The 25,207-nt window shown below is 40.7% G+C and carries 30 protein-coding genes; 26 read left to right on the plus strand and 4 right to left on the minus strand.

Annotation, left to right across the window (positions count from 1 at the left end; all coding sequences use genetic code 11):
• Positions 1–44: 44 nt before the first annotated feature.
• The 4 genes from CSV68_RS11100 to CSV68_RS11115 all read left to right on the plus strand — a co-directional run bounded on the left by CSV68_RS11100 (position 45) and on the right by CSV68_RS11115 (position 2,252).
• Positions 45–563, plus strand: coding sequence for a GrpB family protein (locus CSV68_RS11100; RefSeq protein WP_099632961.1), 519 nt, complete (start codon positions 45–47; stop codon positions 561–563).
• Positions 564–702: 139 nt separating this feature from the next.
• Positions 703–1,050 (plus strand): hypothetical protein, encoded by a 348-nt coding sequence (locus CSV68_RS11105; protein WP_143561004.1) that lies wholly within the window; start codon positions 703–705, stop codon positions 1,048–1,050.
• A 116-nt stretch (positions 1,051–1,166) separates the two neighbouring features.
• On the plus strand, positions 1,167–1,478 hold the full coding sequence (locus tag CSV68_RS11110; RefSeq protein ID WP_099662165.1) for a hypothetical protein: 312 nt from the start codon (positions 1,167–1,169) through the stop codon (positions 1,476–1,478).
• A 150-nt stretch (positions 1,479–1,628) separates the two neighbouring features.
• Positions 1,629–2,252, plus strand: coding sequence for a dienelactone hydrolase family protein (locus tag CSV68_RS11115; RefSeq protein WP_099662166.1), 624 nt, complete (start codon positions 1,629–1,631; stop codon positions 2,250–2,252).
• 20 nt (positions 2,253–2,272) lie between these two features.
• On the opposite strand, the gene CSV68_RS11120 is transcribed toward CSV68_RS11115, so the two are convergent.
• Positions 2,273–2,857 carry a helix-turn-helix domain-containing protein gene (locus CSV68_RS11120; RefSeq protein ID WP_099662167.1) on the minus strand — a complete coding sequence of 195 codons (585 nt, stop codon included), beginning with the start codon at positions 2,855–2,857 and terminating at the stop codon, positions 2,273–2,275.
• 158 nt (positions 2,858–3,015) lie between these two features.
• On the opposite strand from CSV68_RS11120, the gene CSV68_RS11125 reads away from it, so the two are divergent.
• Positions 3,016–3,222 carry a DUF6980 family protein gene (locus CSV68_RS11125; protein ID WP_099662168.1) on the plus strand — a complete coding sequence of 69 codons (207 nt, stop codon included), beginning with the start codon at positions 3,016–3,018 and terminating at the stop codon, positions 3,220–3,222.
• Positions 3,223–3,473: 251 nt separating this feature from the next.
• Here the strand turns inward: CSV68_RS11125 and CSV68_RS11130 are convergent, their stop codons facing one another.
• From CSV68_RS11130 to CSV68_RS11140, 3 genes are read right to left on the minus strand one after another with little or no spacing between them, the layout of a single operon-like run.
• Complete coding sequence (locus CSV68_RS11130; RefSeq protein ID WP_099662199.1) at positions 3,474–4,388, minus strand: MBL fold metallo-hydrolase; 915 nt, start codon at positions 4,386–4,388, stop codon at positions 3,474–3,476.
• A 2-nt stretch (positions 4,389–4,390) separates the two neighbouring features.
• Entirely contained in the window at positions 4,391–5,176 is a 786-nt protein-coding gene (locus CSV68_RS11135; protein WP_099662169.1) for an ATP-grasp domain-containing protein, read from the minus strand.
• A complete protein-coding gene (locus tag CSV68_RS11140; RefSeq protein WP_099662170.1) occupies positions 5,173–6,039 on the minus strand; it encodes an ATP-grasp domain-containing protein in 867 nt (288 codons plus the stop codon). The genes CSV68_RS11135 and CSV68_RS11140 overlap by 4 nt, the downstream gene beginning before the upstream one ends.
• Positions 6,040–6,098: 59 nt before the next feature.
• On the opposite strand from CSV68_RS11140, the gene CSV68_RS11145 reads away from it, so the two are divergent.
• The 21 genes from CSV68_RS11145 (at position 6,099) to minC (ending at position 25,206) form a co-directional block, all read left to right on the plus strand.
• A complete protein-coding gene (locus CSV68_RS11145) occupies positions 6,099–7,310 on the plus strand; it encodes a bifunctional folylpolyglutamate synthase/dihydrofolate synthase (RefSeq protein WP_099662171.1) in 1,212 nt (403 codons plus the stop codon).
• Between the two features lie 105 nt (positions 7,311–7,415).
• Positions 7,416–7,853, plus strand: coding sequence for a type II secretion system protein (locus CSV68_RS11150; RefSeq protein ID WP_099662172.1), 438 nt, complete (start codon positions 7,416–7,418; stop codon positions 7,851–7,853).
• A complete protein-coding gene (locus tag CSV68_RS11155) occupies positions 7,850–8,329 on the plus strand; it encodes a PilW family protein (protein WP_099662173.1) in 480 nt (159 codons plus the stop codon). Before CSV68_RS11150 ends, CSV68_RS11155 begins: the two co-directional genes overlap by 4 nt.
• Positions 8,330–8,346: 17 nt before the next feature.
• Entirely contained in the window at positions 8,347–9,834 is a 1,488-nt protein-coding gene (locus tag CSV68_RS11160) for a hypothetical protein (protein WP_099662174.1), read from the plus strand.
• Positions 9,835–9,858: 24 nt separating this feature from the next.
• The gene (locus tag CSV68_RS11165) at positions 9,859–11,361 is read left to right on the plus strand and encodes a VanW family protein (RefSeq protein WP_099662175.1); all 1,503 of its coding nucleotides are present in this window, start codon (positions 9,859–9,861) and stop codon (positions 11,359–11,361) included.
• Between the two features lie 15 nt (positions 11,362–11,376).
• Positions 11,377–13,044, plus strand: coding sequence for a GspE/PulE family protein (locus CSV68_RS11170; protein ID WP_099662176.1), 1,668 nt, complete (start codon positions 11,377–11,379; stop codon positions 13,042–13,044).
• A gap of 11 nt (positions 13,045–13,055) precedes the next feature.
• A complete protein-coding gene (locus CSV68_RS11175; RefSeq protein ID WP_099632975.1) occupies positions 13,056–14,093 on the plus strand; it encodes a type IV pilus twitching motility protein PilT in 1,038 nt (345 codons plus the stop codon).
• 2 nt (positions 14,094–14,095) lie between these two features.
• Positions 14,096–15,307 (plus strand): type II secretion system F family protein, encoded by a 1,212-nt coding sequence (locus CSV68_RS11180; RefSeq protein ID WP_099662177.1) that lies wholly within the window; start codon positions 14,096–14,098, stop codon positions 15,305–15,307.
• Between the two features lie 118 nt (positions 15,308–15,425).
• Complete coding sequence (locus tag CSV68_RS11185) at positions 15,426–15,896, plus strand: type II secretion system protein (RefSeq protein WP_099662178.1); 471 nt, start codon at positions 15,426–15,428, stop codon at positions 15,894–15,896.
• Positions 15,897–15,987: 91 nt separating this feature from the next.
• A complete protein-coding gene (locus CSV68_RS11190) occupies positions 15,988–16,440 on the plus strand; it encodes a prepilin-type N-terminal cleavage/methylation domain-containing protein (protein ID WP_099662179.1) in 453 nt (150 codons plus the stop codon).
• Between the two features lie 202 nt (positions 16,441–16,642).
• The gene (gene pilM / locus CSV68_RS11195) at positions 16,643–17,635 is read left to right on the plus strand and encodes a type IV pilus biogenesis protein PilM (RefSeq protein ID WP_099632979.1); all 993 of its coding nucleotides are present in this window, start codon (positions 16,643–16,645) and stop codon (positions 17,633–17,635) included.
• 7 nt (positions 17,636–17,642) lie between these two features.
• Positions 17,643–18,350 (plus strand): PilN domain-containing protein, encoded by a 708-nt coding sequence (locus CSV68_RS11200; protein ID WP_099662180.1) that lies wholly within the window; start codon positions 17,643–17,645, stop codon positions 18,348–18,350.
• The gene (locus CSV68_RS11205) at positions 18,343–19,029 is read left to right on the plus strand and encodes a pilus assembly protein PilO (RefSeq protein WP_099662181.1); all 687 of its coding nucleotides are present in this window, start codon (positions 18,343–18,345) and stop codon (positions 19,027–19,029) included. Before CSV68_RS11200 ends, CSV68_RS11205 begins: the two co-directional genes overlap by 8 nt.
• A gap of 11 nt (positions 19,030–19,040) precedes the next feature.
• Positions 19,041–19,796 carry a prepilin peptidase gene (locus CSV68_RS11210; RefSeq protein WP_099662182.1) on the plus strand — a complete coding sequence of 252 codons (756 nt, stop codon included), beginning with the start codon at positions 19,041–19,043 and terminating at the stop codon, positions 19,794–19,796.
• A 91-nt stretch (positions 19,797–19,887) separates the two neighbouring features.
• A complete protein-coding gene (locus CSV68_RS11215) occupies positions 19,888–20,514 on the plus strand; it encodes a hypothetical protein (protein ID WP_099662183.1) in 627 nt (208 codons plus the stop codon).
• 84 nt (positions 20,515–20,598) lie between these two features.
• Positions 20,599–21,198 (plus strand): Maf family protein, encoded by a 600-nt coding sequence (locus CSV68_RS11220; protein WP_158233516.1) that lies wholly within the window; start codon positions 20,599–20,601, stop codon positions 21,196–21,198.
• Positions 21,198–21,896 (plus strand): RadC family protein, encoded by a 699-nt coding sequence (radC, locus tag CSV68_RS11225; RefSeq protein ID WP_029053688.1) that lies wholly within the window; start codon positions 21,198–21,200, stop codon positions 21,894–21,896. Before CSV68_RS11220 ends, radC begins: the two co-directional genes overlap by 1 nt.
• 169 nt (positions 21,897–22,065) lie before the next feature.
• Positions 22,066–23,079, plus strand: a complete 1,014-nt coding sequence (locus CSV68_RS11230) for a rod shape-determining protein (protein WP_099632985.1) — start codon at positions 22,066–22,068, stop codon at positions 23,077–23,079.
• A gap of 24 nt (positions 23,080–23,103) precedes the next feature.
• Entirely contained in the window at positions 23,104–23,997 is an 894-nt protein-coding gene (gene mreC / locus CSV68_RS11235; RefSeq protein WP_099632986.1) for a rod shape-determining protein MreC, read from the plus strand.
• Positions 23,994–24,515 (plus strand): rod shape-determining protein MreD, encoded by a 522-nt coding sequence (gene mreD, locus CSV68_RS11240; protein WP_099632987.1) that lies wholly within the window; start codon positions 23,994–23,996, stop codon positions 24,513–24,515. The genes mreC and mreD overlap by 4 nt, the downstream gene beginning before the upstream one ends.
• A 19-nt stretch (positions 24,516–24,534) precedes the next feature.
• Positions 24,535–25,206, plus strand: coding sequence for a septum site-determining protein MinC (gene minC, locus CSV68_RS11245; protein WP_099632988.1), 672 nt, complete (start codon positions 24,535–24,537; stop codon positions 25,204–25,206).
• Position 25,207: the final 1 nt, after the last annotated feature.

Below are 25,207 nucleotides of genomic sequence, written 5' to 3' on the forward strand. Positions count from 1 at the left end.
ACGTGTTTAAACGTAGATCAATAAAATAAATAGGGAGGAACGATATGAAAGTGCAAGTAGTGGACTACAATAATCAATGGCCAGAGATGTTTAAAAAAGAATCTCGAAAGATCGCCAAGGTTTTTGAAGATGAATTAGTACATATTCATCACATCGGCAGTACATCTGTAGAAGGACTACCAGCTAAACCAATAATCGATATAATGCCCGTAGTAAAGACAATTGAAAATGTTGATGCGTTGATTACTCAGATGAATGAAATTGGTTATGAAGCGCTTGGAGAATTTGGAATGAAGGGAAGACGTTATTTTAGAAAAGGTGAACAGCCTCGAACACATCACATCCATGTATTTCAGGATGATAATTTATACGATATTGCTCGTCATTTAGCCGTTAGAGATTATCTTCGCTTTCATCCTGAGGAAAGTAAGCGCTATGGCTCCTTGAAAATGAAACTGGCTGCCAGGTTTCCGGACGACATAGAATCCTATATTGATGGAAAAGATCTGTTTGTGAAGGAATTGGAACGAAAAGCGCTTAGTTGGTATGATGCTAAGAAGTAATATGTAGAAGGGTATCTAGAAAGTAATGAGGTGTTCTGTGAGGTTATTCACGAAGTTAGGAATTATAGTATTTTCAACACTTCTATTAACCGCATGTTTTGGAGAAAATTATGATTTCACCCCTCCAGATGTTACGCTAATGAATAATACGGAATATCCTGATACAGAAGAATTGACTGCGGTCAATATCGAGTGGGATTTAGACAAATTGTATACTAAGAAAACAGATGATATTTTGTCAGTCGCTAGAGATCAGAAAACATTGGTTTACCATAAAGGGCAAGAAATGAGAGTCGTATTTGTTACCCAGGATTTTGCTATCAGGAAGTTGAGCGCCTATGTAACTAAAAATGGGATAAAGACAGAAATCAAGGTAGACGGGGAAGTTTTCAACATGCCTAACGAGAAGGGTGAATATATCATGGTTTTACATCTTCTCGCAGATAGTGGAACGGTAGAATATGTAGGGAATGTGTTAATTGAGTAGTAGAGAATCATTCCTAGTGGTGCTAGTCATCTTAAGAATTGTGAAGCTTAGACTAAAAACCCACCAAACTAGTTTACATAATATTATTATTAGTAAGAGCAGAGAGGAGTTTAGTTATGCAAGCAATTATCGAAATCTTGGGTATTGTCTTACCGATTATAATAGCAGGCCTTATTGTAATATTTGTCATTAAGAGACTGGATCGGAAAATGAAGCAAGGTACGTTGCCTAAGAAAAAATCGAAGAGCGCTCAGACGTTGTTGGATAGTTTGATACCTCTTGGAATGTTGGTTGGTTGTATACTTGGTTTGCTAATCAGTATGATGTCACCTATTTCGTTAGGACTTGCCTTTAGTTTAGGTTCTTCATTTGGTTTATTAGGTGGGTATTTTGCCTATGAGAGTTATGGTAATCAAGAAGAAATGTAAGTGTACGAGACATGATCTAGAAAAGAGGCTTTCGATATGATGAAAAAAGTAGTTTCTGCGTTAGTGGTCGTTCTCTTAATTGAATCGGTAACTTCTAGTAAATCGGCTTCATGACCGAATATAAGGATGAGTTACGTAAGGAGAAAATGAATGATTAAAATCAAATCTACTTCTGAAACTTGTATTATAGTTCTTCATGAAATCTACGGAATCAATCAATTTATGAAAGACGTTTGTGAATCGTTGTCTGAGAAAAACTTCGATGTGATCTGTCCAAATCTGTTACCACAGGAAATACCTTATGAATATTCGCAAGAAGAGTTAGCTTATGAAAACTTTAAGGAACAAGTGGGTTTCGAAAACAGCGCACATAAAGTAAAAGGACTACTAATGGATATAAAAGATCAGTACGCAAGAGTATTGATCCTTGGATTCAGCGTAGGAGCGACAATTGCTTGGTTATGCAGTGAGGATGAGTGTGTGGATGGCATTGTTGGATATTATGGGTCACGAATTCGGGATTATGAAGGGATTCATCCAGCATGCCCGACGTTGTTGTATTTTCCGAATGTCGAGAAGTCATTTGATGTAAATGAAATGCTATTAAAATTAGAGAAGCCGAATGTAGATGTATATATGTATGAAGGGCAGCACGGTTTTAGCGATCCTTATACTTATGCATACAATGAAGAATTGGCTTATATCGCCTGTAAGCAAACGATAAACTTCTTCAGAAGTAATGGAATGAATAGTGTAGAGGGAAGCACTTCATAAAGAGAAGTGCTTTTTGCATTTTAGATATATTGATAATATAAGCCGAACTGAGTATCGTACCATAACAAGGTGCCATGTTTTCGTTTTGGCAGGCGTGTTTGGAAACACCACTCAGGATACTGTTTAATGATTTGAACTTGATCACCAGTAGCGAATGCGATAAAGGATATATAATGTTCTTTTGTCATCGGGTGATCGCTTGAAATAAAACGTTCATTATCCACCTCTTCAATCGTGAGTTTTTCTTCCTCGCTCGCTTTCTTCGCTTCGAGCGCTTCGAGCTTCCTTCCACAGCAAGATATGGTAACATCTCCTGTTGCTAATACAATATTCTGGCAAGACGGGCATACAAAGTACTTTGATTTTTTCATATTTCCTCCTATAAAATCATTAGATAGCAATTCACCATCTAAAATATTTTCAATATTTACACCTAATAGCGTAGATAAACTGGATAAAAGCGTGACATCAGGACAACCGTATCCGCGCTCCCATTTTGAAATGGTGCGATCCGAGATATTCATTTGATCAGCTAATTGTTTCTGTGTGAATCCTTTTTCTTTGCGCAATGTATAGATTACTTCTCCAACTTTACTTGTATCCATCGTTTTCCCTCCTGCTCTCTATATATCATAGGCGTATATCTCACGTGCATCAACAAACGTTCCGTGGAGTTTGTTACACTCATACGTACTAGCATGGTAAAATGACTAGATAATATGAAAAGAACGGTACTGTGGTAGCGAAAGAAAGGTGGAAAGGAATGAAACAGCATTGTTGTGAGGATATGGAGTATCATGCAGATTTCACATGTGATATACACGACGAACCGTTTGATTGTCCGGATCAATTGATTTTATTTGATGAAACAGATCAAGGTTATGGATTGTTAATTCATGATGGGGGTACTTCAAGTATCGGGATTTTTTTTTGCCCTTGGTGTGGGAATGCATTAGTAGAAAGGGGATAGAAAATGAAAAAAGCTTCAAAGGCATGCTGTTATTATTGCGATTCTAGCACTTATGTTTTTCTTGGTCTTATCACTAGTCACGAGTAATTGGAAATTTCTCTTATAGAGTATCGTACCGATTTTTTTATCGCTCATGACGGCGTTCCTAGCAAAAGCCAACGCCAGAGATTAAATAGGTTTCAACTCCCCACTTAAAAGAGACTGTCACAGAGAATCATTGAAGAATGACTTTCTGCGACAGTCTCTTTTGGTTATAACCACAACGTCTCCCCAATAAGCAACTTCTTTAATCGATGTTCATCCAACTGCAATCTGGTCCACTCAGCATTCAGCTTTTCAAGTGCTTCCGGTCCTGTATCATCTGCTAAATGATAAGCACCATAATGCATCGGAATGAATATTTTCCCGGCTACATTTAAAAACCCTTTCACCGCATCCTCAGGTGTGAGATGGCTTTCCTTCATAAACCATTCTGGCTCATACGCGCCGATCGGCATAAGCACCGTATCAATCGTGAATTTCTTTGCTATTTCTGAAAATCCACGGAAATATCCCGTATCTCCAACGAAATAAATCGAATGCTCGTCACTTTCCAAAATCCAGCCACCCCAATGAGAGGTATTCGTATCGGTCAATGTCCGCTTCGTCCAATGTTGCGCTGGAACGAACGAGAACTTCATGCCTTCAAACACAAATGAATCAAACCATTCCGCTTCGATGACATGTTTAATTCCTCTTATTTGGAACTTTCTCCGCAAGCCAACAGGAACAAAATATGTAGGTTTACCTTTCAGACGTCTGATCGTACCGAAGTCCAAATGATCATAATGTCCGTGTGAAATAAACACAACGTCAATCTCTGGCAATTCGTCTAGTTCAATTCCTGGTTCCGTCAACCGATTCTGAAATCCCATTCGTTTTGCCCAAACTGGATCTGTAAGTATATTAAACCCGTTAATTTGAATCAAAAACGTGGAATGCCCAATCCAAGTAATGGATGTTGCGGATCGATTGGCAACGAGTTTTTCTATTTCTTTATTTGGTGCTTGTTCGATTACGATCCGTAAATCTTTCTTATTTTCATTACGTTCTTTCTGCCAACGAATCATATCCCGTACTGATTTACTCGTATCTACGTCATCCAAATTTGTATAGCGTTTTCTTATCATCATTCATCACCTAACTGATTTTTGACATATTCCAATAATTTCTTCGCTACTGAAAACTCATGTGTTTGATAGAGTGAACGGGCACCAACGGGATCCTCGATTTCATTCAGCAACCAGCCGCCTGCAATTGGAAGTATGAAATCAATGCCAATATAGTCGCTCGAAATTGCCCGGGAAATCGTTTGTACTTGATTGGTTTCAGTGTCGTTCAACGTATATTTTTCCACTGTGCCACCTAACGTGTAATTGGATTTGAATGAATCTTTCGCTCCGGTGCGTTTTACAGCACCTAATACTTCATTGCCGAGCATAAATACGCGGACGTCCGTCGCAGCAGATTTGATGAAAGGCTGCGCGATTAGTTCATTATGACCGAACTGACTTAGAACATCTTTAGTTTGTTGTGCAGATTCACACAGAAATACTTCGCTGCCGCCATGACCTCCGCGCGTTTTCATTACAAAGGGCAAGGGCGGGAGTTGATCCACTCTAAATGTGGGAATGGTGGGAATTCCGAGTAGAGTAGCAAGTTCAAATGTACGTAGTTTATCATTAGCGATTTTCTGTACACTCGCTCGATTGAATACTCGATAGCCCGCTTGTTCCAATTCCCAAGCTAATGAAGGATCCCGATCGCGGAATAAAATGAAATCAAGCGGCTCAATAGGTGAATCAGTTAGTAGCTTTAATTCAATATCTAAATTTTTCGCTTCTAACAATAGATCGTCGATAAACGCGTGATTCCTCTTCGCTTCGACCTCATTATAGTAGACCGCGCCTTTCATTTAATCTTCTCCAAAATGTACGCAATCATAGCATCGGCTACGTTAATGCCGGTGACGTTCAAGAGGTTACGGATATGCGCTGCACCGTTCACTTCGCAAACGAGGGGCTGTTCATCCGGGCCGAATAATAAATCCACACCTGCGAATTCCGCTCCAACTGCTTTCGCCGCTTCCATAGCTAGTGTTTTCTGTGCGCTAGTCAATTCCACCACTTCAGCTACGCCGCCGTTCGTAATATTCGCTCGGAAATCTGTCTCGGAGTGGCGGTACATGGCCGCAATGATTTGATCGCCCACTATATTGACACGTAAGTCGCGACCTCTACTCGTCTCAATGAACTCTTGAAAAACATAATCGACGCCGCGGAGTTCATCGACTTTCTCATAGAACGCATCTTTTGTTTCGATCAAATATACTTTCATACCAAATGAGCCATGACCTTCTTTAATAATCATAGGTAAGTGAAGAGTCTCAAGCACATTTTCGTAATATCCGCTAGTTGCAATCGTGAAATTAGGATAGACTTTCGGTGCGATGATTGTCTTCGGCATCGCGACACCATGTTTTGCTAGTTCAAGATACTGCTTTGCTTTATTATCACATGTCTCAATGACTTCAGGATCATTGAAGACCGGGATTCCCATATTTTTTAAATACTGCGCAAGCAACGTATCTTTATCGAGGAAGACGACGAAATCAGGTGCATCTTTCACATCATTTTGCACGTCCATCTGAATTTCATAATTTTTTAAGATTGTCGTCCGTACACCAACACGCTCTGCCGCTTCCTGTATAAGCCTCGCTTGATCAGCGAATTTATCACTCGTCAAACTACCATTATAAATAACCCAACAACTTTTCAATCCCGACGCCACCTTTGCTATACTGTATGTAACTTAATTTTAGCACAGGAGGAATTTCTTTGATTCCAAAATTTGATGAATATAAAAAACAATTTGACATTATGAGTGACGATGAAATTAAACCCGGGTTAGATGCGATCGAAGAGGCATTGGCGAGTGTGTTGAACCCCGAGAAAGATTTACGAATTATTCATGTGGCAGGTACGAACGGCAAAGGTTCGACGATTGCGGTCATGGAAGCGGTGTTACAAGCACATGGATTTGAAACGGGTGTATTTTCTTCACCCGCAATCCTCGACGTACATGATCAGATTCGAATCAATGGAAAGCCGACTACACAAGAAGAATTGGAGTATGTGTTTGAGGAGATGGAATCAGCAGGATTGAGTGGCATGCTGACAGACTTTGAATTACTGACAGTGGCGGCGTTTTTAGCATTCCGTAACGCAAGTCCTGATTATGTGTTGCTTGAGACGGGGATGGGTGGCAGATACGACAGCACGAATGTCGTGACGCCTTTAGTTTCCGTCATTACGTCGATTGCGCTAGATCATATTGGGTTTCTAGGGGATACAATAGAGAAAATTGCTGAACATAAAGCTGGCATTATTAAGCCATACATTCCTGTCGTTATAGGGGAGTTGCCGGTAGAAGCGAAAGAAGTTGTGCTGGCAGAGGCGAAAACGAATAAAAGTTTGGTGCGAGCTTATGGAGAAGAGTTCACGATGAAATCAAGGGAGACAGAGACATTCAGTGGTATGTCTACTTTTGAAATTCCTGTACGAAATATGAAAGGGCCCCATCAGGCAATGAATCATGCAGTGGCATTGGAAGCTTTATCATTGGCGGGGGTACCTTTAAAACAAGATAGTGTCGCTGATGCTATTGCGCATGTTTCACTGCCGTTTAGATTCCAGAAGATTGCCGAGAATGTCTATATAGACGGCGCGCATAATCCAGCAGCAGCTACTATGTTAGTGCGTACAATTGAAGAGCAGTTTCCAGGGGAGAAAGTGGACTGGGTTGTGGGGATGTTGAATACGAAAGATTATAAAGCGACGTTAGAGATACTGGCGCCGCTTGCGAATAGTTTTACGTTTGTTGATTTTCCGCATGAGCAGGCTGCTAGAGCGGGGGATTTGCGGGCGGTTTGTCCTATAGAAGAGTGCCAAATAATTTCATTTGAAGAAGTAGATTTGAAATGTTCGCAAAAACACATAAAAGTAGTCGTTGGCTCTCTTTACTTATTAAGTAGTTTAATGAGACAATAGGCTTAATAGAATGAGTTTTATAGACTGTTAGTTTTATAGTAAGGTATTTAGTTTTAGTAGATGTAGTAAAATGTGATGATAAATGTTAATAGAGAGGTGTCTGTCATGGAGAATAATGAAAAAGGCTTTACACTCGTTGAAATACTGGCTTCTTTGACAATCTTAGGAATTGTATTCATTAGCTTCATGACGATTTTCTCGCAAATGAATTTATTTAATGCTCGCACGGAATCAAAACTTGAAACCATTAATTTGGCCAAAAAGGAATTGAGTTTTTGGAAGGACAATCCTTTACCACTAGAAGATGTAGACGAGTTGTTGGATCTCAGAAAAGATGAGATATCCTCCCCTGGGTTTATTATTTATAAATATACACGCCAAGAAAAACCGGAATATGAATACCAAGTAAAATTACGAGTAGATTCAGACTTGAAACCATTCATAGAATCATCTGTTAAACTTCATCGCTTTCATATATCTATTTATGAGAATAACAGAGAAATTAGTGAAACGTTCGGTTATATGGAGGATGGAACATTATGATTAAAAAGTTGACGGTTACAAACAATCAGCGAGGAATGTCACTGGTTGAATTGTTAGCGGCACTTTTTCTTGTGTCATTAGTTTCAGTTGTTATATGGACCACGTTAGCCGTAAGTACTCGTCTGAATACGACAGAAATTTCAAAGTTACGGCTTCAACAGGAAACTAATTACATTGCAACCGAAGCACAACGTTTACATCGTCATTGTTACAGTTATGAATTCGTAGTGACGCCGCAACAGGTAGAAGTTCAAAATTGTCGAACATCAACTGGACATGAAGAGGAATATATAATAAGTACAGGGTTTATATACCATACTGACGAGAATAAACTAAAAGGAGCAGAAACCAGATACTATGTGAATACTAAAACAGAAAACTTAACAGTATCGCGCCTTTGGTTAGTTGATCCAGACAATCCTAAACTGAAAGTATCTATCCCTTTAGAGCTTTCACGATATAAACAATCTCCATAATGAAAGGATGATGTCATTTGCAATTACCAAGAAATGAAAAAGGCTATGCATTAGTAATTGTCCTACTTGTAATCATATTTATCATGATTGTGAGCACTGTTTTCATGAGGGGATCTATCAGCAATGTTAAGCAAGAACGCATAGTCGATGAAAATAATCTAGCCTACACAGCAGCTGAGATGGGTATGGATTATTATAAATGGCTATACATAAATAAATTTAAAGCTGTAAGAGATGGGGTTTGGCAAGAAAAGAAATCTGCATTTGAAAATGACATACTCGAAATTAAAAAGAAAAAATTATCGAATATTCTAGAAGAAAAAGAAATTAAGAATGCGGCAAGAAATCGACAAGAACAAATGGTGGATTTGTTAGTAACCAATCATTTTTTAAAGCTTGAAGAAACGAAGCCAAATACAACGGACTCACTAAATTACTTAATTCAAAAACCCATTGTATATAAAAAGGTTGAAAACTCAGACGGTTTAGTTGTGGCTTTAATAGTTCAAGGCATTGTTAAGGGGAAATATGGCATAGAAGTCGAAAGGATTAAGAATTTGGATTTCAAATTGTTATTTGATTTTCCTTTGCTTGCTTCAGTTCTTTCACCTGATACACCCGACCTGGGAGATAGAACTCCAGTTGTGAATATTAAAGATACTATTAAAAACAATATTCAAACTAAAAAGTGTAGTGATAAGCCTATTAATGAAAAGTGTTTAAGTAATGGATCTGTAGACTCGCACTTTACGGCGCTGAATTCAATTGTTTACTTTCCTAATGGTTATGAAAAAGGAAATGGAAATATAGGAATAGACTTTAAGAACACGCAAATGTATTCAGAAGATGACATTGAATTACCGAATATGAATAACATGAATAACGTCACTATGTATGTAAATGGAGATATAGAAATTAACAATATAAACGGTGCAAACAATGCAAATCTATATGCTACTGAAGATATTGAATTTAAGAATGCTAGTTCGGGTTATTCCAATTCTGTTTTATATGCTGGAAAGGATATAGAGGGTAAGAATATAGAATTTAACAACATGACGATATTTGTAGGTGGGAATTATAGTGGAGACAAATTTTCACTTAGCGCTAAATCCTACATGGTAGTAGAGAAAGAATTAGAAATTGAAAAGTCTGGATCTATATTAAACTCTACCTTAATTGTAAAAGGGGATTTAGATATAGAAAAATCTCTAGAAGTAAAAAACGGTTCTAAAGTCTGTATAGGCGGTACTATTAACTTCAATAAAATCAACATAAAATCACTCGACTCTTCTAGCGTAATCTATTTCGTACAAGAAAAAGCAGAACCGAAAAACATTATTGGAAAATATCCTAATTTAGTTTCGATAAAAGAATCTGAATTTAAAAAAAATCCAAGTATTTTATATGAAAACTGTTTGAGGGGAGGTAACGGAAGCAGTAGTTCTGGCAGTTCTGATAAGCCAGTTTGGGAACCTCCTAAAATAGATGTTGAATATAATTAATCAAGTAACTGTAGGGAGGACATTATGAAACCCAAACAATTCAAAGTAATCCTTATCTTAGGGGTTCTACTACTCACAATATCTGGAGTATTCGCCCAACAAGCATACGCGGGCGACGGCTTCTTCTCCAATTTTAAGAAGTTCAGCAAGCATACCTACGCAGGCCCGTTTGATATATCTGGGCGTTCGAAAAAGAAAGCAAAGGAGAAATTGATGGTGGATTTTTCCGGCTTGGAACAAAACTTGTCAGTACAACTGATCGTACAAGATTTGCAAGTTGATATTCCACAAGAAGTAGTAAGTTTTGATCCGGACGCTACATTAAATCAAGCTAAGAGTGGAGATGACAATTCCCTAGTCGCGAGTGTCTCCCGAGAAGGCCTTCGCACAGTGATGAAGCAAAATTTTAATTCACTAACTTTTAGTGAAGACGAAGTAGATAAGATTGCTGCGCAAATAGAAGTTCAGCTACGGAGCGGAATTATGCCACAGCAAGTTTACGTAGCGAATTTCATTCCAGAGCTTTATGAGCAGAAGCAAGTTATTGCGTCTGCTGAATATAAAGTGGATGGATTGGCTAAAGGGCTCCGGTTATTGATGGACGACTTGGATGGATTGGAGATTCAGCCGAACTCCTCGTTTTCATTCCGTGAATATCTTGAAGGCAAAGAGTCTGCTAGTGCGACAGATTTACAGATGACAATTATGGCGTCCCTTCTATATAAAGCAGTGTTGCAAACGAATTGGATCATGGATGAACGAAACATTTCTACTGAATTGCCAGCAGGCGTTGAACCAGGATTCGAAGCGGCGATTAATCGTAAGCTAGATTTGGATTTCCTTTTCACAAACCCTAATCAAACCGTCTTCACGATTCGTACGGATTGGACAGGCTCTCAATTGGAACTATCGATTGAAGGTCTACCATTTGTACATCGTTACGATACTGAAGTGGAAAAAATCACTAAGTATGACCCTAAAACAGTTATTCGTTATAGTGCCTTTGTAAATGCAGGTGCGATTGAAGTAATGGATAAAGGTAAGAAGGGCATGGAGGTTACGGTTAAACGGAATGTTTTGTTGAATGGTTCATTGGAAGAAATTGAAGATGTGTCGATTGATTTTTATGCGCCACAACCGATTATTGAACGTCATAGTTTAGAGAAAGTAGTAGAGAAAGTTCCTGATAGTAATGTGGATAGTAATTCTAGCACTACCGATAGCAACAATTCAGGTAATGGTTCGACTGATACTCCAGCTAATTCATCTAACGGAAATGGTTCCTCTTCATCCAATGGCGGATCGGGTAGCGATGGTTCAGGATCATCTACTGGCAGTGGAACAGGCAATACTGGATCTTCTTCAGGATCTGGAACAAACAGCAGTGGTTCATCTAGCTCCGGATCATCTAATGGAAGTGGTTTAAGTAACTCGAACAGTTCCGGTGAAAAAGATGATGTGAACTATGATTACGATAAAGGCGGCAATCTTATAAAGGTCGATAAAAATGGTAATCCGATTGATTGATAGAGGGGGATTCTGATGGCGACTACAAGAAAACGTCTTGGTGATTTATTAATAGAGTCTGGTTTGCTGTCGGACGAGCAGTTGATGAGTACGTTGAAAGAAAAGTCTAGGGACGAGAGACTTGGCGATGCGTTGTTGCAGCGCGGTTATATTACGGAGCAGCAATTAATTGAAGTGTTAGAGTTCCAGCTTGGAATTCCTCATGTTAACTTATTCCGTTATCCGTTTGATCCGAAGTTGTTTAATATTGTACCTAAAGGTTTAGCGCAGCAAAAAATGATTGTTCCTTTGAAAAAAGATGGTGATAAATTATTTGTCGCGATGGCGGACCCGATGGATTACAACACGATTGAGGATTTGCGTTTGTCCACTGGTTTTCATATAGATACAGCGATTGCGTCAAAAGATGATATTACACGAACGATCACTAGATATTATGATGATGAATTATTTGACGACTTGCTGTTTGAAGAGCCGGAAACTACAGCGAGTCAGCTGGAGCAACAGGAAGATATCGTAGATAATGATTCACCTGTAGTGCGGCTAGTGAACCAGATTATTTCTAGTGCGGTTTCTATGAAGTCCAGTGATATTCATATTGATCCTCAAGAACACCAAGTCATCATCCGTTTTAGAATTGATGGAAAACTGCAAACTGAACGCGTAATACCGAAGCATATGCAGTCCATGTTGCTTGCGCGCATTAAGATTATGGGAAATTTGAACATTACGGAATCTCGCCTGCCTCAAGATGGGCGTATTAAAGTAATGATTGATTTCCGTCCGATTGATTTGCGTTTATCAACTTTGCCTACTGTTTTTGGTGAGAAAGTCGTTATGCGTATTTTGGACTTAAGCAGTTCTTTGAATGATATGACGAAGCTTGGTTTTGGGCCGACGAATTTAGAGCGTTTCATTGAAGAAATAGAGAAGCCAAATGGTATCGTGTTGATTTCAGGGCCAACAGGTTCGGGTAAGTCTTCTACGTTATATGCAGCCTTAAATCGATTGAATAGCGAAGAAGTAAATATTATTACGATAGAAGATCCTGTAGAGTATCAATTGGAAGGAATTAATCAAATTCAAGTGAATTCCAATGTAGGATTAACATTTGCGACAGGATTACGTTCTATTTTGCGACAAGATCCTGACGTAGTTATGGTTGGGGAAATTCGTGATAAAGAGACGGTGGAAATTGCGATACGTGCTTCATTAACTGGACACTTAGTTTTAAGCACTATCCATACAAATGATTCGGTAGCATCTATATCACGATTACTTGACATGGGTGTGGAACCATTCCTCTTGACGGCTTCATTAAATGCGATCGTGGCTCAACGATTGATACGTCGAGTTTGTCGAGATTGTGGTACCACTCAGCAGGCTACTGAACGTGAAAAAGAAATTTTTTCCAGACGTAGGAAAACGATAGAAACGATCCATCGCGGGACGGGTTGTTCTGCATGTAACATGACTGGATATCGTGGACGTATTGCGATACATGAAGTTTTGATCATTAATGCGGAATTACGAGATGCCATAAATAGCAGCGCAGCACCTACTGTATTCCGAGAGATTGCTGAGAGAAGTGAAACGATATTCCTGATAGACGATGGTTTGGATAAAGTGAAACAAGGCATTACAACTACTGAAGAAGTATTGAGAGTAGCCTTGTTAGATTAGGAGTGTTTGCCGTGACCGAAAGAATTGATCAATTACTAACTGAGGCCTTTAAAATCAAAGCATCTGATATTCACTTAACTATAGGAGTGCCGCCAGTTTTTCGAGTACATGGTGACTTGAAACGTTTTGGTGAAACTGTAATGTCTGAAGAAGACACAAAAGAAATTGCCTATCAGACAATTCCTGAAAAGATGATTCCTGCTTTTAAAGAAGCTGGACAGATTGACTATTCTTATGAAATCGCTGGCGTTTCCCGTTTTCGTGTCAACGCATTCCAACAACGCGGTGCGATTTCATTAGCATTTCGGACGATTCCTACAAAGATTCCGACGATTGATGAGTTGAATATGCCGGCAACGTTGAAGAGTTTGTCGGACACGGCACAAGGATTAATCTTAGTAACAGGTCCTACAGGTTCAGGTAAGTCCACAACACTTGCGGCAATGATTCGTTATATGAATGAAACGATGCGTAAGCATATTATTACATTGGAAGATCCCATTGAGTATATGCATACGCACGGTTCTTCTATTATTGATCAGCGTGAAGTTGGTTTTGATACGCTGTCTTTTGCGGACGGCTTGCGTGCTGCATTGCGTCAAGACCCGGATGTCATATTAGTAGGTGAGATGCGTGACTTAGAAACAATTTCTACAGCGATCACTGCTGCAGAAACTGGCCACTTAGTCCTTGCGACTTTACATACTTGGAGTGCCGCATCTACGATCGATAGAATTATTGACGTATTTCCACATGGTCAGCAGGCGCAAATTCGTGTGCAGTTGGCTGGCGTTTTGAAAGCCGTCGTTTCCCAACGTTTATTCCAGACGATGGATAAGCAAGGAAGACGCGCAGCGACGGAGATTATGATAAATAATCCTGCTGTGTCGAACTTGATACGATCCGAAAAGATTCATCAGATTCCGAACGTCATTCAAACAAGCCGTGCACTTGGGATGCATATGATGGATCACTCCGTTAAAACATTGATGGAACAAAGAATCATTTCGTATGAATCAGCATTGCCGTTTTTGCAAGGGGATGATTAATAGTGGCTCGTTTTACATATGAAGGGCGAGATGCTAAAGCAATTCGTCGCGGTACTGTAACCGCGACGAATAAACGCGATGCAGCTATCAAACTTAAAGGGCAAGGAATTCGTGTAGTGAGTCTTGTGGAACAGAAAGAGACGGTCTTGACGAAAGACATAACAATTGGTAGTCCGGTTAAGCGAGATCAGTTGATCATGTTCTTGCGACAGTTTTCTACTCTTCTACAAGCGGGGGTAACGATTGTTGATGCGGTTAGGATTTTGTCCGCACAAGTAGAGCAGGCTTCGTTTCGGAAGATCTTGACTTCGATTCAGGAAGATTTACGTACAGGAACACCGTTATCCATAGCTTTTGGCAAACATCCTAAAGTTTTCGAACCATTAATTTTGAATATGGTAGCGGCTGGAGAAGTTTCAGGAACAGTAGATGAATCGTTGGATCAATTAGCCGAGCATTTTGAGAAAGCGTATCGCACGAGACAGAAAGTTACGTCCGCGATGGCATATCCAGTAGTCGTTGGTATTATAGCTATTGCAGTAGTCATATTTCTTTTATGGTTCGTCGTACCGATGTTCGTAGATATGTTTGATAGTGTTGGCGGACAATTACCGTGGCTAACTCGCGCTGTTATGGCGGCTAGTGGATGGATTGAAAACTACTGGTACTTGTTAATTCTAATTGTTTCAGCGATTGCCGTAGGTTATATCTTAGTCCGCAATAATTCAAAAGGGAAATATATTCTTGATACCATCTTGTTGAAATTACCTATATTCGGTAGCATTGCGCAAAAGTCTTCACTTGCAATGATGACTCGTACATTAAGTTCTATGTTCTCTAGCTCTGTGCCTATTTTACAGGCATTGACAATGACGGAAAGAGTCGTGGGGAATGAAGTTATTTCAAAAGTAATTGGTGAGTCTAGAGTATCAATGGAACGCGGCGGATCGCTAACAGAACCTATGTTAAACCACTGGGCATTTCCACCGTTAATACCTCATATGATCGCGATAGGGGAAGAGACTGGTTCTTTAGACTCCATGTTAGGAAAAGTTGCTGATTTTTATGAGAAAGAAGTAGAAGCGGCAACAGACCGATTAAAAGCTTTAATAGAGCCTTTAATGATAGTTTTCCTCGCGGCCATAGTCGGGACTATAGTTTTGGCAATCATGTTGCCGATGTTTAGTATGTTTGAACAGATAGATAGTTTGTAACAGAAATAACAAATGTTATCTATAATTTTTATTTATTTCAATAAAACTAGTGTTATTTTCCTAATACCTCTGATATACTAGATTTATAGAGTAAGAAAAAACAAGAGGAGGAAATTATATGAAAAAGTTTATGCAGAAGAAATTAAATCAAAAAGGTTTGACGCTTGTTGAACTACTAGCAGTTATCGTTATTTTGGGGATTATTGCTGCGATTGCGGTGCCAGCTATTGGGAATATTATTGAGAACACTAAGTATAATGCGGTGAAGTCTGATGCTTTGAATGCTTTGAGTGCAGGAAACCTTTATTATGCTGAACAACCAAAAGAAAACAAAGTTACAGTTAAACAACTTGTAGAAGGTGGCTATCTTGATAATAACGGTAAATTACTAGATATAGTAAGTGTTGATAAAGCTGTAGAAAAAAATAAATTATCAATTACTGGTAACTCAGAAGAATATGCTGGTGGAAAAAAAGTAATATTTACAGCAGCTACTGTTGAATCAATTAATGCAGACATTCTAAAAGGTAGTGCAAAAGGCGACAAAACAATTACTGCAACACCTGCAGCAACACCACCATCTCAATAATACGTAGTTATCTGACAAAGGCGGAGGGCGCTTACTATAATCGCCTTCCGCTTTTTTATTTAGAATTTTCTAAGGAGGACTGAGTAGTGATATGAAGTTTTTAAAATCGCAAAGAGGACTTACCTTAGTCGAACTTCTCGCAATAATTGTCATTCTGGGAATCGTGGCAGCAATAGCTGTTCCTGCAATCGGTAAAGTTGTTGAAAATAATCATATTAAAGCCACGAAAGGCGAAGCAATGATTATGTTAGAAGCAGCACAATTATACTTCATAGAGACACCTGTGAAATTTGGAAGGGAATGGCAGGCGGCTTCATTACCAGATTTAGTTTCTCAAGGTTATATGGAATCTCAAGGTTATTTGAATACCACTTCGTATGTGACGAACGTGAATCCCGCTAAAATATGTGCGAGATCTGAAGGAGAAACTAAAGTGAATTTTTATAATGCGACTGCAGAAGAAATTTCAAATAGTAAGAATGATATTCACGTAGGTAATGAAGCGTGTGGTGATAATAAGGAGTTGGTACCACCAACAAAATAAGCGTGTGTTTAGTTATAACTATTTAGTATTGTACTAATTCAACAAAGAAATACAGATGAGTGTACTTGAACGCTTTAATGGTAAAGATTCATTCCCTACGATTCTTCCCTTCTACCATCACATTTGATATACTAACCATAACTAGTTCACTAGGAAAAAATCACCAAACACCATGAGTTTCTTGTCTGGAAGGAGTTCGTTCATGTCTATTTTATCTAATTTAAAACGCCCGCTCTCCAAACTTTCTATTCCAACATTCAGCCGTAAAAAGCGTGTTTATTCGTTAACTTTGGACGATGATGCGATTCGGTACGTACGAATAAAGTCCCTGGATCCAATCGTACTAGATACGGCAAAAGAGATGTTGCTACCAGAACACGTCATCCAAGAAGGCCGAATAGCTGAAGAGGACATGCTGCGCGATGTCTTGACGGAGGTTGTGAAAGATTGGAATCTTGCGAAGCGTGACGTGGCGTTTCTGGCGCCCGATACATATGTCATTATCCGACGTGTTGCATATCCAGACACGGTGGAGGATGAAGAGCTGAAAAGCCATTTCTTTATCGAGATTGGTTCGACGATTTATTTGCCATTTGATGATCCGGTATTTGATGTCGTTCCGTATACAGCGAATAATGCACAGAATGAAGCGATTTTGATTGCGTCGAAAGAAAGTATTATGCAGACGTATGAGGAAGTGCTGAAGTCCGTAAAGTTGGAACCGGTTGTGGCGGACATTGCGCCGCTTTCTCTGTATCGTCTGGCACATCATGTGCATCACTTTGAGGGGACGGAACATATTCTCCTTGCTGATTTGCGTGGGCGTAGTCTGACCGTGTCTATTTTCTATTCTCATTATCCATTGTTCATACGCTCGATGGAACTTGAGTTGCCACTCAGCATGTCGACAGGCGAAGAGCTGGAACAGCAGGTTGAGCCACTTACGATCGTCATGGAGCTCGAGAAGCTGGCGAATTTCTATCGCTTTAATTTGGCGGAGAATGATTCGGCTATTACCCATCTAGTATGGAATGGAAGCTATACACAACAAGGGGAATTATTGCAGATGGTACGAGAACGTTTAGCGATCGAAGCGCTTCCCTTGGTGAAAGAGCCGATTAGTTGTGTGGACGGAACTGCTATTACTGCGGATTTCCACCGAGTTATTGGTCTCGCGCTGAAGGAAGAGGTGTAATGCGCGTATGTTAGTCGATATAAATCTACTGCCGGAGAAGATCCGGGAGAAGACCACTTTTCTTTGGATAGCGATTGCCATTCTTTTAGTCGCTTTCATTAGTTGGGCTGTGCTTTATTTCTTCGCTCAAAAATATGATGATGAAGCTCAAAATTTACAACAATCTACATTTGAAATACAGAAACAACAAGAAGGGATTACGTCCCAAATGCGTTTGTCCGCATTTGGTCAAGAAAAAGAACAGTTAGCTGCCACGGTGGAGTTTCTGAAGGGGCATCAATATAAAACACAACCTCTTATAGAAGATCTTTCCAAAGCATTACCTGATCGAGGTTTTTTCCAAGAGCTAATGTTCACTGCGCCAAACGAAGTAACGTTGAAAGTACAATTTGATGATTTGATGGAGCCTGCGCTCTATTTAACTCGAATGAAAGCATCGTCGCTAGTTATTGATGCGACGTTCGAAGGAATTGAGACAGAAAAACTGGATGTTGAAGAACGCGAGAATGTCTTGCCTAGATATTTCGCTACCTATTTCATTCAGTTTGTGGATGAACGTGCGCTACCAGGTACAGATGCAGATGTAGACCCAAATGTGATTGAAGAGCCGCAAGAGGAAGCCCCACCTGCTGAAGAGCAACCACAGCAACCTGCACCTGAAGAACCGCAACCTCCTGTAGATGCGAATACGGAAGGGGGCGATACGGTTGAATAAGTATCTATCTAAACGTCAGATGGAAATCGGTTTGGTCGTATTGGCCTCCATATTCTTTATTGCACTCGTCTACTACACGGTGACGAACGTTTACTTGCCAGCGAAAGAAACGAAGAATCAGACAATGGCACAGTTTGCTTCAGAACGTGATGTGTTGTTTTCATTGCAAAAACAATTGGCGAATAAAGATCCGAATGAAACGGTAACGTCTGCGCCACTTCAAAAAGTCGTGCCTGTTATTCCGTTAGAAGATGCATTGCTCATTCGTCTAGAGAAAGCGGAAGTAAAGTCCGAAAGTCGTATAGAAGAAATCAATTTTTCTAAAGAGGTATTTGATGTCGAACTGTTACCTGGAAATGTACAAAATCTTGAAACAGTATTGATGGAAGTTACACTCGCTGCTGATACGTATAAACAAGTGGATACGTTCATTTACGAGATTGAAGAAATGATTCGGATCATGAATGTAGAAACAATCCAATTTGAAGCGACTGCTGAGAAAACGGAAGAGGAATCTGATGTGGGTGAAATGAGAGTCGTTATTTCATTTAACGCATACTTCCGTCCGGATCTTGTCAATTTGCAAAATGAGGCGCCTAAAGTAGATGCGCCGCCACCAGCGTCGAAATTCGATCCAACGACGATTAACAAAATGATAGGTACCGAGAAAGCGGAGTAAGGAGGCAATTCATGGAATGGCTTTACAGTATATTTTTCTTCCTTTACGGCATTACGTTCGGCTCGTTCTTTAACGTCGTCGGCATGCGTGTGCCTTTAAAGGAATCCATCGTGTCGCCTCCTTCTCACTGTACGACGTGTGATCGGAATTTGACGACGGTTGATCTGGTGCCAGTTTTCTCTTATGTGTTCTTGCGTGGCAAGTGCCGAGGCTGTAAAGAGAAAATCAGTGCTCTTTATCCCGCGATGGAGTTGATCACGGGTGTGTTGTTCGTTTTTGCGTACTTGCACTTCGGATTTCAGTGGGAGCTCGTTGTAGCGTTATTGTTTATTTCGATGATGGTTATTTTAACGGTATCCGATTTAAAATATATGTTAATTCCGAATAAAATTTTGGTGCCGTTTGGTATCGCGATTTTCATCTTGCGCTTCGTCAGTCCGCTGACGCCATGGTGGGATAGCTTGCTTGGAGCGGCAGTTGGGTTCGGTTTGTTGCTGTTGATTGCAGTCGTGTCGAACGGCGGTATGGGCGGTGGCGATATTAAGTTGTTCTTCGTTATCGGCTTAGTGCTCGGGACGATGCAGACGTTAGTGACACTGTTTCTCGCTTCATTAATTGGTGCGATTGTCGGACTGATCTTTTTGAAAAAGACGAAGCAAGGACGTAAGACGCCTGTGCCATTTGGTCCTTCGATTGCGGTAGCTGCACTCATTGCCTATTTTTACGGCGCGCAGCTTGTCAGTTGGTATACAGGTTTGTTGAACTAAATCGGTAAATGTTTATGGACGAGACGACAACAGTCTCGTCTTTTTTCACGTTCATTTTGGTAAGGTGGAAGAAAACTAGTGGAGTGATGGAATGAATTTCCGCAGGACGTATTCAAAGAATATTGTGATTCGGGCGTTAGTGCAAGGAGTAGCGATCGGCTTGGTCGCCGTGCTAGTAATCGGGCTAACGATATCGATTACTGGAGGGAAAGAGGATAAGGCGAAAGAGACGGTGGCGACAACCGGGCCAAAGACAGAGGAGAAGGGAGGGGCAGTTGAAGGGGGAGATACGATGTTCGTCAAGCAACATGGCGTGTTTTCTAGTCAGGAAGCAGCCACTGATTTCGTGGCAGAGAATCCGAGTCTCGCAAGTACGGCTGTCGTACCAGCAGGCGGGCAGTTCTACGTTTGGGGAGCCGTATGGCTGAAAGAGAGCGATGTTATTTTGAATGAAGGTGAAGATGCGTTCAAGAAGAGAATCACAGTCGTACCAGGTACTTGCAAGTCTGCAGATGCCAATGAAGTGAAAAAAGCATTGCTCGCAGAGGATCTATCGAAAATTGAATTGTCCAAGGATGGAAAAGCTGCGAAAAAAGACGGAGACTTTACGAAGAAAGTGACTGCCATCACTGCGTTTACAAAGGATTCTTCTGTCGCGAGATTGCATCTGTTGGCACACTATTCGAACCAAGACCCATGCTTCAAAATTCAATTTTGATCCAATATACGGGGAAGAATTGAATTTTGCCCTTTTTTCAAATCGTGTGGAATAGCGTACACTATGAAAAAGGAGGTTGTTCCAATGAAATTTATCAGTCTAAAACCTATCGTCCTCGCATCTTCTTCGCCGAGACGCAAAGAACTATTACAGCTTGCAGGAATTGATTTCACGGTGAGACCGAGTGATGTAGATGAAGATATGCCATTTACACCGGAAGAGCCATATGAGTATGCGGTTCGATTATCTGAGCGAAAGGCGCTTGCGGTATTTGAATCAGAAGAAGAGATCGTCATTGCGGCAGATACGATCGTTGTGAAAGACGGCAGAGTATTCCCGAAGCCGAAAGATGATGCGCAAGCCATTGATTTCTTGATGGAGCTCTCTGGTGAGTTGCATGAAGTGATTACAGGTGTGACGATCCTTGCGAACGGAAAGACGATACAGTTTGCTGGTTTGTCTCAAGTGAAGTTTAGGCAACTCGACGAAGAGCTTGTTCGTGCCTATGTAAAATCAGGAGATGCTTCAGATAAAGCAGGAGCTTACGGCATTCAAACGCAAGGAATGTTGTTTGTAGAAAATATGGTAGGTGATTATCAAAACATCGTAGGGTTACCGATCAGTGATGTAGTCAACCGCATGCGTCAAGAAGGGTTGCTGATTTTAGAAGGCGGTGGCGCGTAATGCCTCTTGATCTGGCACCGCAAATGATGATCCGCGATGTGCATATCGCCGACAGGCCCCGTGAGCGTTTGATACGGGAAGGGGCAAGCAGTTTATCTAATCAGGAGCTCATGGCGATCCTGTTGCGCACTGGCTCCCGCTCAGAGTCTGTTCTCGTACTCGCTAACCGTGTCTTGTCGACCATTGACCGGTTGCAAGATTTGAAAGAGCTGACGGTAGACGAGATGACGAAGATTAAAGGGATCGGTGAAGCGAAGGCGGTGCAGTTATTAGCTGCAGCAGAACTCGGCAAGCGATTGTATCGGACGGCACCACATGAACGGTATAAGATCCGGTCACCTGAAGATGCCGCGAACTATTTGATGACGGATATGTCGTCGTTGAACCAAGAACATTTCGTGGTGTTATTTTTGAATGTAAAAAATGAAGTGTTACATAAGCAGACGATTTTCATTGGCAGTTTGAATTCATCTATCGTCCATCCACGTGAAGTGTTCCGTGAAGCGTTTAAACGTTCAGCAGCATCGATGATTATTTCGCATAATCACCCGAGTGGTGATACTACACCTTCAAGAGAAGATATCGAAGTGACGAAACGTCTTATGGAAGCGGGTCAGATCATGGGTGTGGATGTGCTCGATCATATCATCATCGGTGACCAGAAATTTATCAGTTTAAAAGACAAAGGCTACATCTAAAAGCATGGATTTTGTCGAGAAAAAGTGGAGAGACTGGGAAATCAGTCTCTTTTTCGATGTTTTTTGCAAACTAGCCGGGTGACACTGTAAATTAAGTTACCTTTCCGTTATAATGTGGTGTATGCTTTTAAGAACACCGATGAAGGTTTTATAGAAAGGGAGAATTGACTTGTTTGGTTTCAGATCAAGAAACGTAGGAATTGACTTGGGGACAGCCAATACTCTAGTTTTCATTAAAGATAAAGGTATTGTGCTAAGAGAACCTTCTGTCGTAGCGAAAAATACGACGACTGGTGAAATCGTTGCGGTAGGCAGTGAAGCTCATGCGATGATTGGACGTACACCGAGTTCAGTCGTGGCCATTCGCCCAATGCGAGAAGGAGTTATTGCAGATTTTGAAACAACAACTGCCATGATTCGTCATTATTTAAAAGAAGCGTTAAAATCAGCAGGAACTTCATGGACGAAGCCGACTGTTATGGTTTGTGTGCCATATGGTATTACATCTGTTGAGCAACGCGCAGTACTCGATGCTGCACGTCAAGCGGGTGCAAAAGAAGCGTATACGATTGAAGAACCTTTTGCGGCTGCAATCGGTGCGGATTTGCCAGTATGGGAACCAACCGGCAGTATGGTCGTCGATATAGGTGGAGGTACGACAGAAGTGGCAATCATTTCACTAGGCGGCATCGTGACGAGTACGTCGATCCGTGTAGGTGGAGATTCTATGGACTCAGCAATCATAACGTATATCCGTAAAGAATATAAATTGATGATCGGTGAACGTACTGCTGAAAACATCAAAATGCAAATTGGTTCGGCGTTTGATTTGGAGAAAACGGAAAAGATGGACATCCACGGTCGCGACTTATTAACAGGTCTGCCGAAAACGATGGAAATTAATTCACAAGAAATCACGAAAGCATTGCGTGAACCGATGGATTTGATTATTGAAGGTATGCGAAAGACACTTGAGCAGACACCACCTGAATTGGCGTCAGATGTCATGGAGCGTGGAATTGTCTTAACGGGTGGCGGATCATTACTTCGTAACCTCGATAAAGCTATTTCTGAAGAAACGAAAATGCCTGCATTCGTAGCGGAAAATACGCTGGACTGTGTAGTAATCGGAACAGGTAAGGCACTGGATAATTTAGAACTCATTAAGAAAATTCAATCATAATATTAATTGGAGGAGATGTAGGCAATGCCGCGTTTTTTTTCCAATAAACGATTAATCATTTTATTAGTAGGAGTAATCGTCCTTGTGGCATTAATTGCATTTTCACTTCGCGACCGAAATCATGCAAATGTTCCGGAACAAGCAGTGAAGGATGTCGTAGGTTTCGGGCAGTCGCTCGTTACGAAACCAGCCCACTTTGTGACGGGACTTATCGAAAATATTGATACGATGCTTAATACATACGAAGAAAACAAACGATTAAAAGAGCGTCTGGAAACGTATGCCGCCATGCAAGCGGAGTTAGTGGATGTCAAAGCGAATAATGTGAAGCTGCGGGGAATCATTGATAAGCAAGAGGATCTGCGCGCATTTGAGCCGATCCATTCCACGGTGATCTCCCGTAATCCCGATCAATGGGAAGAGAAGATCATCATCGACAAAGGAACAACAGCTGGAGTGGACGTCAATATGGCGGTCATGACAGCGCAAGGCTTGATAGGGAAAGTCATTTTGTCGACTCCATTCACGTCCACAGTCGAATTGATTTCAACGGAAAATAGCGATTTCCGTGTGGCGGCGATGGTAGTTGGCGAAGAGGAAATGTTTGGCTTGATCGAAGGATACGACCGAACCTCTGGTCAATTGATCATGAAGCGACTAGATTCAAGTTTCAATGTGAAAAAAGGAATGCAAGTCATATCTTCAGGTCTAGGAGGAATCTTCCCGAAAGGTATTTTAATAGGGGAGGTAACCGAAGTTTCCACGGATGACTACGGTCTGACGAAACTAGCGTATATAAAACCAGCAGCTACTTTCTCACAACTTGATCATGTGATGATTGCGAAGCGTACGATGACGGTTGTCGATGGGACCGATGGAGGCAACTCTGCAGATGCTAAAGGGGACGATGAGTCATGATTCGATTCATCATTCCTTTAATAGCTGTCCTGTTATTTTTCCTGGAACCTATATTCAGTCTGTTTTCACCGATTGACATAAACGATAATTTATATATTACCGTTCCTAGGTTCCTCATTGTCTATTTAATTTTCATTGCGACGTATTATAATAGTAAGCGAGCGATTATTTACGGATTTGTCCTTGGACTGTTGTATGATATGTATCATATTGATATTATTGGATTATACACATTCATGTATCCGCTGATTTGTTATGTTGCCGCGCTTGTAATTCGACAAATTGAGCGTCATATCGTGACGGTTATGGTATTATCAGTAGTAATGATTGTGTTACTGGAATTGTTGTCGTACTTTTTTGCTAGTGTGATTGCGTTAACGTCTATTGATTTTGGCGAATTTTTCACGAATCGACTCGTTCCGACGATGATTGCGAATGCACTATTTATCGTGATGTTCGGCTATATGTTCAAACAGATTACAGAGAAAAGATTTTTTCAAAAACAAGCAGGTTTTTAAGTATTGTGAGGTGATGTAGGTGACGAAATCACAGTTGATAACGATAAAAGGAACAAAAGACGGCTTAGTTTTACGATTGGATGACCATTGCGCATTTTCCGATTTACTAAGTGAGTTGAAAGAAAAAGTGCAGAGCAGCGTACTTGAAGGTGTGTCTGAAGTACAGTTGCATCTGGGGCATCGTTATTGTGACGAGAAAGACATGAACAAGATTCAATCGGTCATTCATACTTCCCCTCATTTACGAGTTTCGAAGGTACATAGTGACGTCATTTCGTTAAAAGAGTGTGAGAGAAAGTTGATCGAGAAGCAGTCCGAAACCTATATAGGAATCGTTCGATCGGGTCAGGTCGTAAAGGCTGATGGCGATTTGGTCATTATCGGTGATGTCAATCAGAGTGCACAAGTCATCGCAGGCGGTAGTATTTATGTACTAGGTCGTGTCAAAGGCATCGCACATGCGGGAGCACAAGGCAATAAAGATGCAGTCATTGCTGCATCTTGGTTGGAAGCGACGCATCTGAAAATTGCGGATAAGATCGAGATCATGACCGACGAATTGACGGTTCTTTCTGAGCAACCTGAAATGGAATGTGCGTATCTTCAAAAGAATGGGCAGATTGCGATAGACCGTCTTCAGGAGCTCCGATATTTACGTCCGGACCTTGCTACATTTAAGGGAGGTATATAAT

The sequence above is a fragment of the Sporosarcina sp. P29 genome (assembly GCF_002743265.1).
Taxonomy (GTDB): domain Bacteria; phylum Bacillota; class Bacilli; order Bacillales_A; family Planococcaceae; genus Sporosarcina.

Coding starts and splice junctions, on each gene's coding strand:
- CSV68_RS11165 (WP_099662175.1), top strand. CDS start 9,859: ATGAAACCCAAACAATTCAAAGTAATCCTTATCTTAGGGGTTCTACTA.
- CSV68_RS11100 (WP_099632961.1), top strand. CDS start 45: ATGAAAGTGCAAGTAGTGGACTACAATAATCAATGGCCAGAGATGTTT.
- CSV68_RS11125 (WP_099662168.1), top strand. CDS start 3,016: ATGAAACAGCATTGTTGTGAGGATATGGAGTATCATGCAGATTTCACA.
- CSV68_RS11190 (WP_099662179.1), top strand. CDS start 15,988: ATGAAGTTTTTAAAATCGCAAAGAGGACTTACCTTAGTCGAACTTCTC.
- CSV68_RS11210 (WP_099662182.1), top strand. CDS start 19,041: ATGGAATGGCTTTACAGTATATTTTTCTTCCTTTACGGCATTACGTTC.
- CSV68_RS11115 (WP_099662166.1), top strand. CDS start 1,629: ATGATTAAAATCAAATCTACTTCTGAAACTTGTATTATAGTTCTTCAT.
- CSV68_RS11185 (WP_099662178.1), top strand. CDS start 15,426: ATGAAAAAGTTTATGCAGAAGAAATTAAATCAAAAAGGTTTGACGCTT.
- CSV68_RS11135 (WP_099662169.1), bottom strand. CDS start 5,176: ATGAAAGGCGCGGTCTACTATAATGAGGTCGAAGCGAAGAGGAATCAC.
- mreD (WP_099632987.1), top strand. CDS start 23,994: ATGATTCGATTCATCATTCCTTTAATAGCTGTCCTGTTATTTTTCCTG.
- CSV68_RS11170 (WP_099662176.1), top strand. CDS start 11,377: ATGGCGACTACAAGAAAACGTCTTGGTGATTTATTAATAGAGTCTGGT.
- radC (WP_029053688.1), top strand. CDS start 21,198: ATGCCTCTTGATCTGGCACCGCAAATGATGATCCGCGATGTGCATATC.
- pilM (WP_099632979.1), top strand. CDS start 16,643: ATGTCTATTTTATCTAATTTAAAACGCCCGCTCTCCAAACTTTCTATT.
- CSV68_RS11215 (WP_099662183.1), top strand. CDS start 19,888: ATGAATTTCCGCAGGACGTATTCAAAGAATATTGTGATTCGGGCGTTA.
- CSV68_RS11120 (WP_099662167.1), bottom strand. CDS start 2,857: ATGGATACAAGTAAAGTTGGAGAAGTAATCTATACATTGCGCAAAGAA.
- CSV68_RS11220 (WP_158233516.1), top strand. CDS start 20,599: ATGAAATTTATCAGTCTAAAACCTATCGTCCTCGCATCTTCTTCGCCG.
- CSV68_RS11105 (WP_143561004.1), top strand. CDS start 703: ATGAATAATACGGAATATCCTGATACAGAAGAATTGACTGCGGTCAAT.
- CSV68_RS11200 (WP_099662180.1), top strand. CDS start 17,643: ATGTTAGTCGATATAAATCTACTGCCGGAGAAGATCCGGGAGAAGACC.
- CSV68_RS11150 (WP_099662172.1), top strand. CDS start 7,416: ATGGAGAATAATGAAAAAGGCTTTACACTCGTTGAAATACTGGCTTCT.
- CSV68_RS11110 (WP_099662165.1), top strand. CDS start 1,167: ATGCAAGCAATTATCGAAATCTTGGGTATTGTCTTACCGATTATAATA.
- mreC (WP_099632986.1), top strand. CDS start 23,104: ATGCCGCGTTTTTTTTCCAATAAACGATTAATCATTTTATTAGTAGGA.
- CSV68_RS11155 (WP_099662173.1), top strand. CDS start 7,850: ATGATTAAAAAGTTGACGGTTACAAACAATCAGCGAGGAATGTCACTG.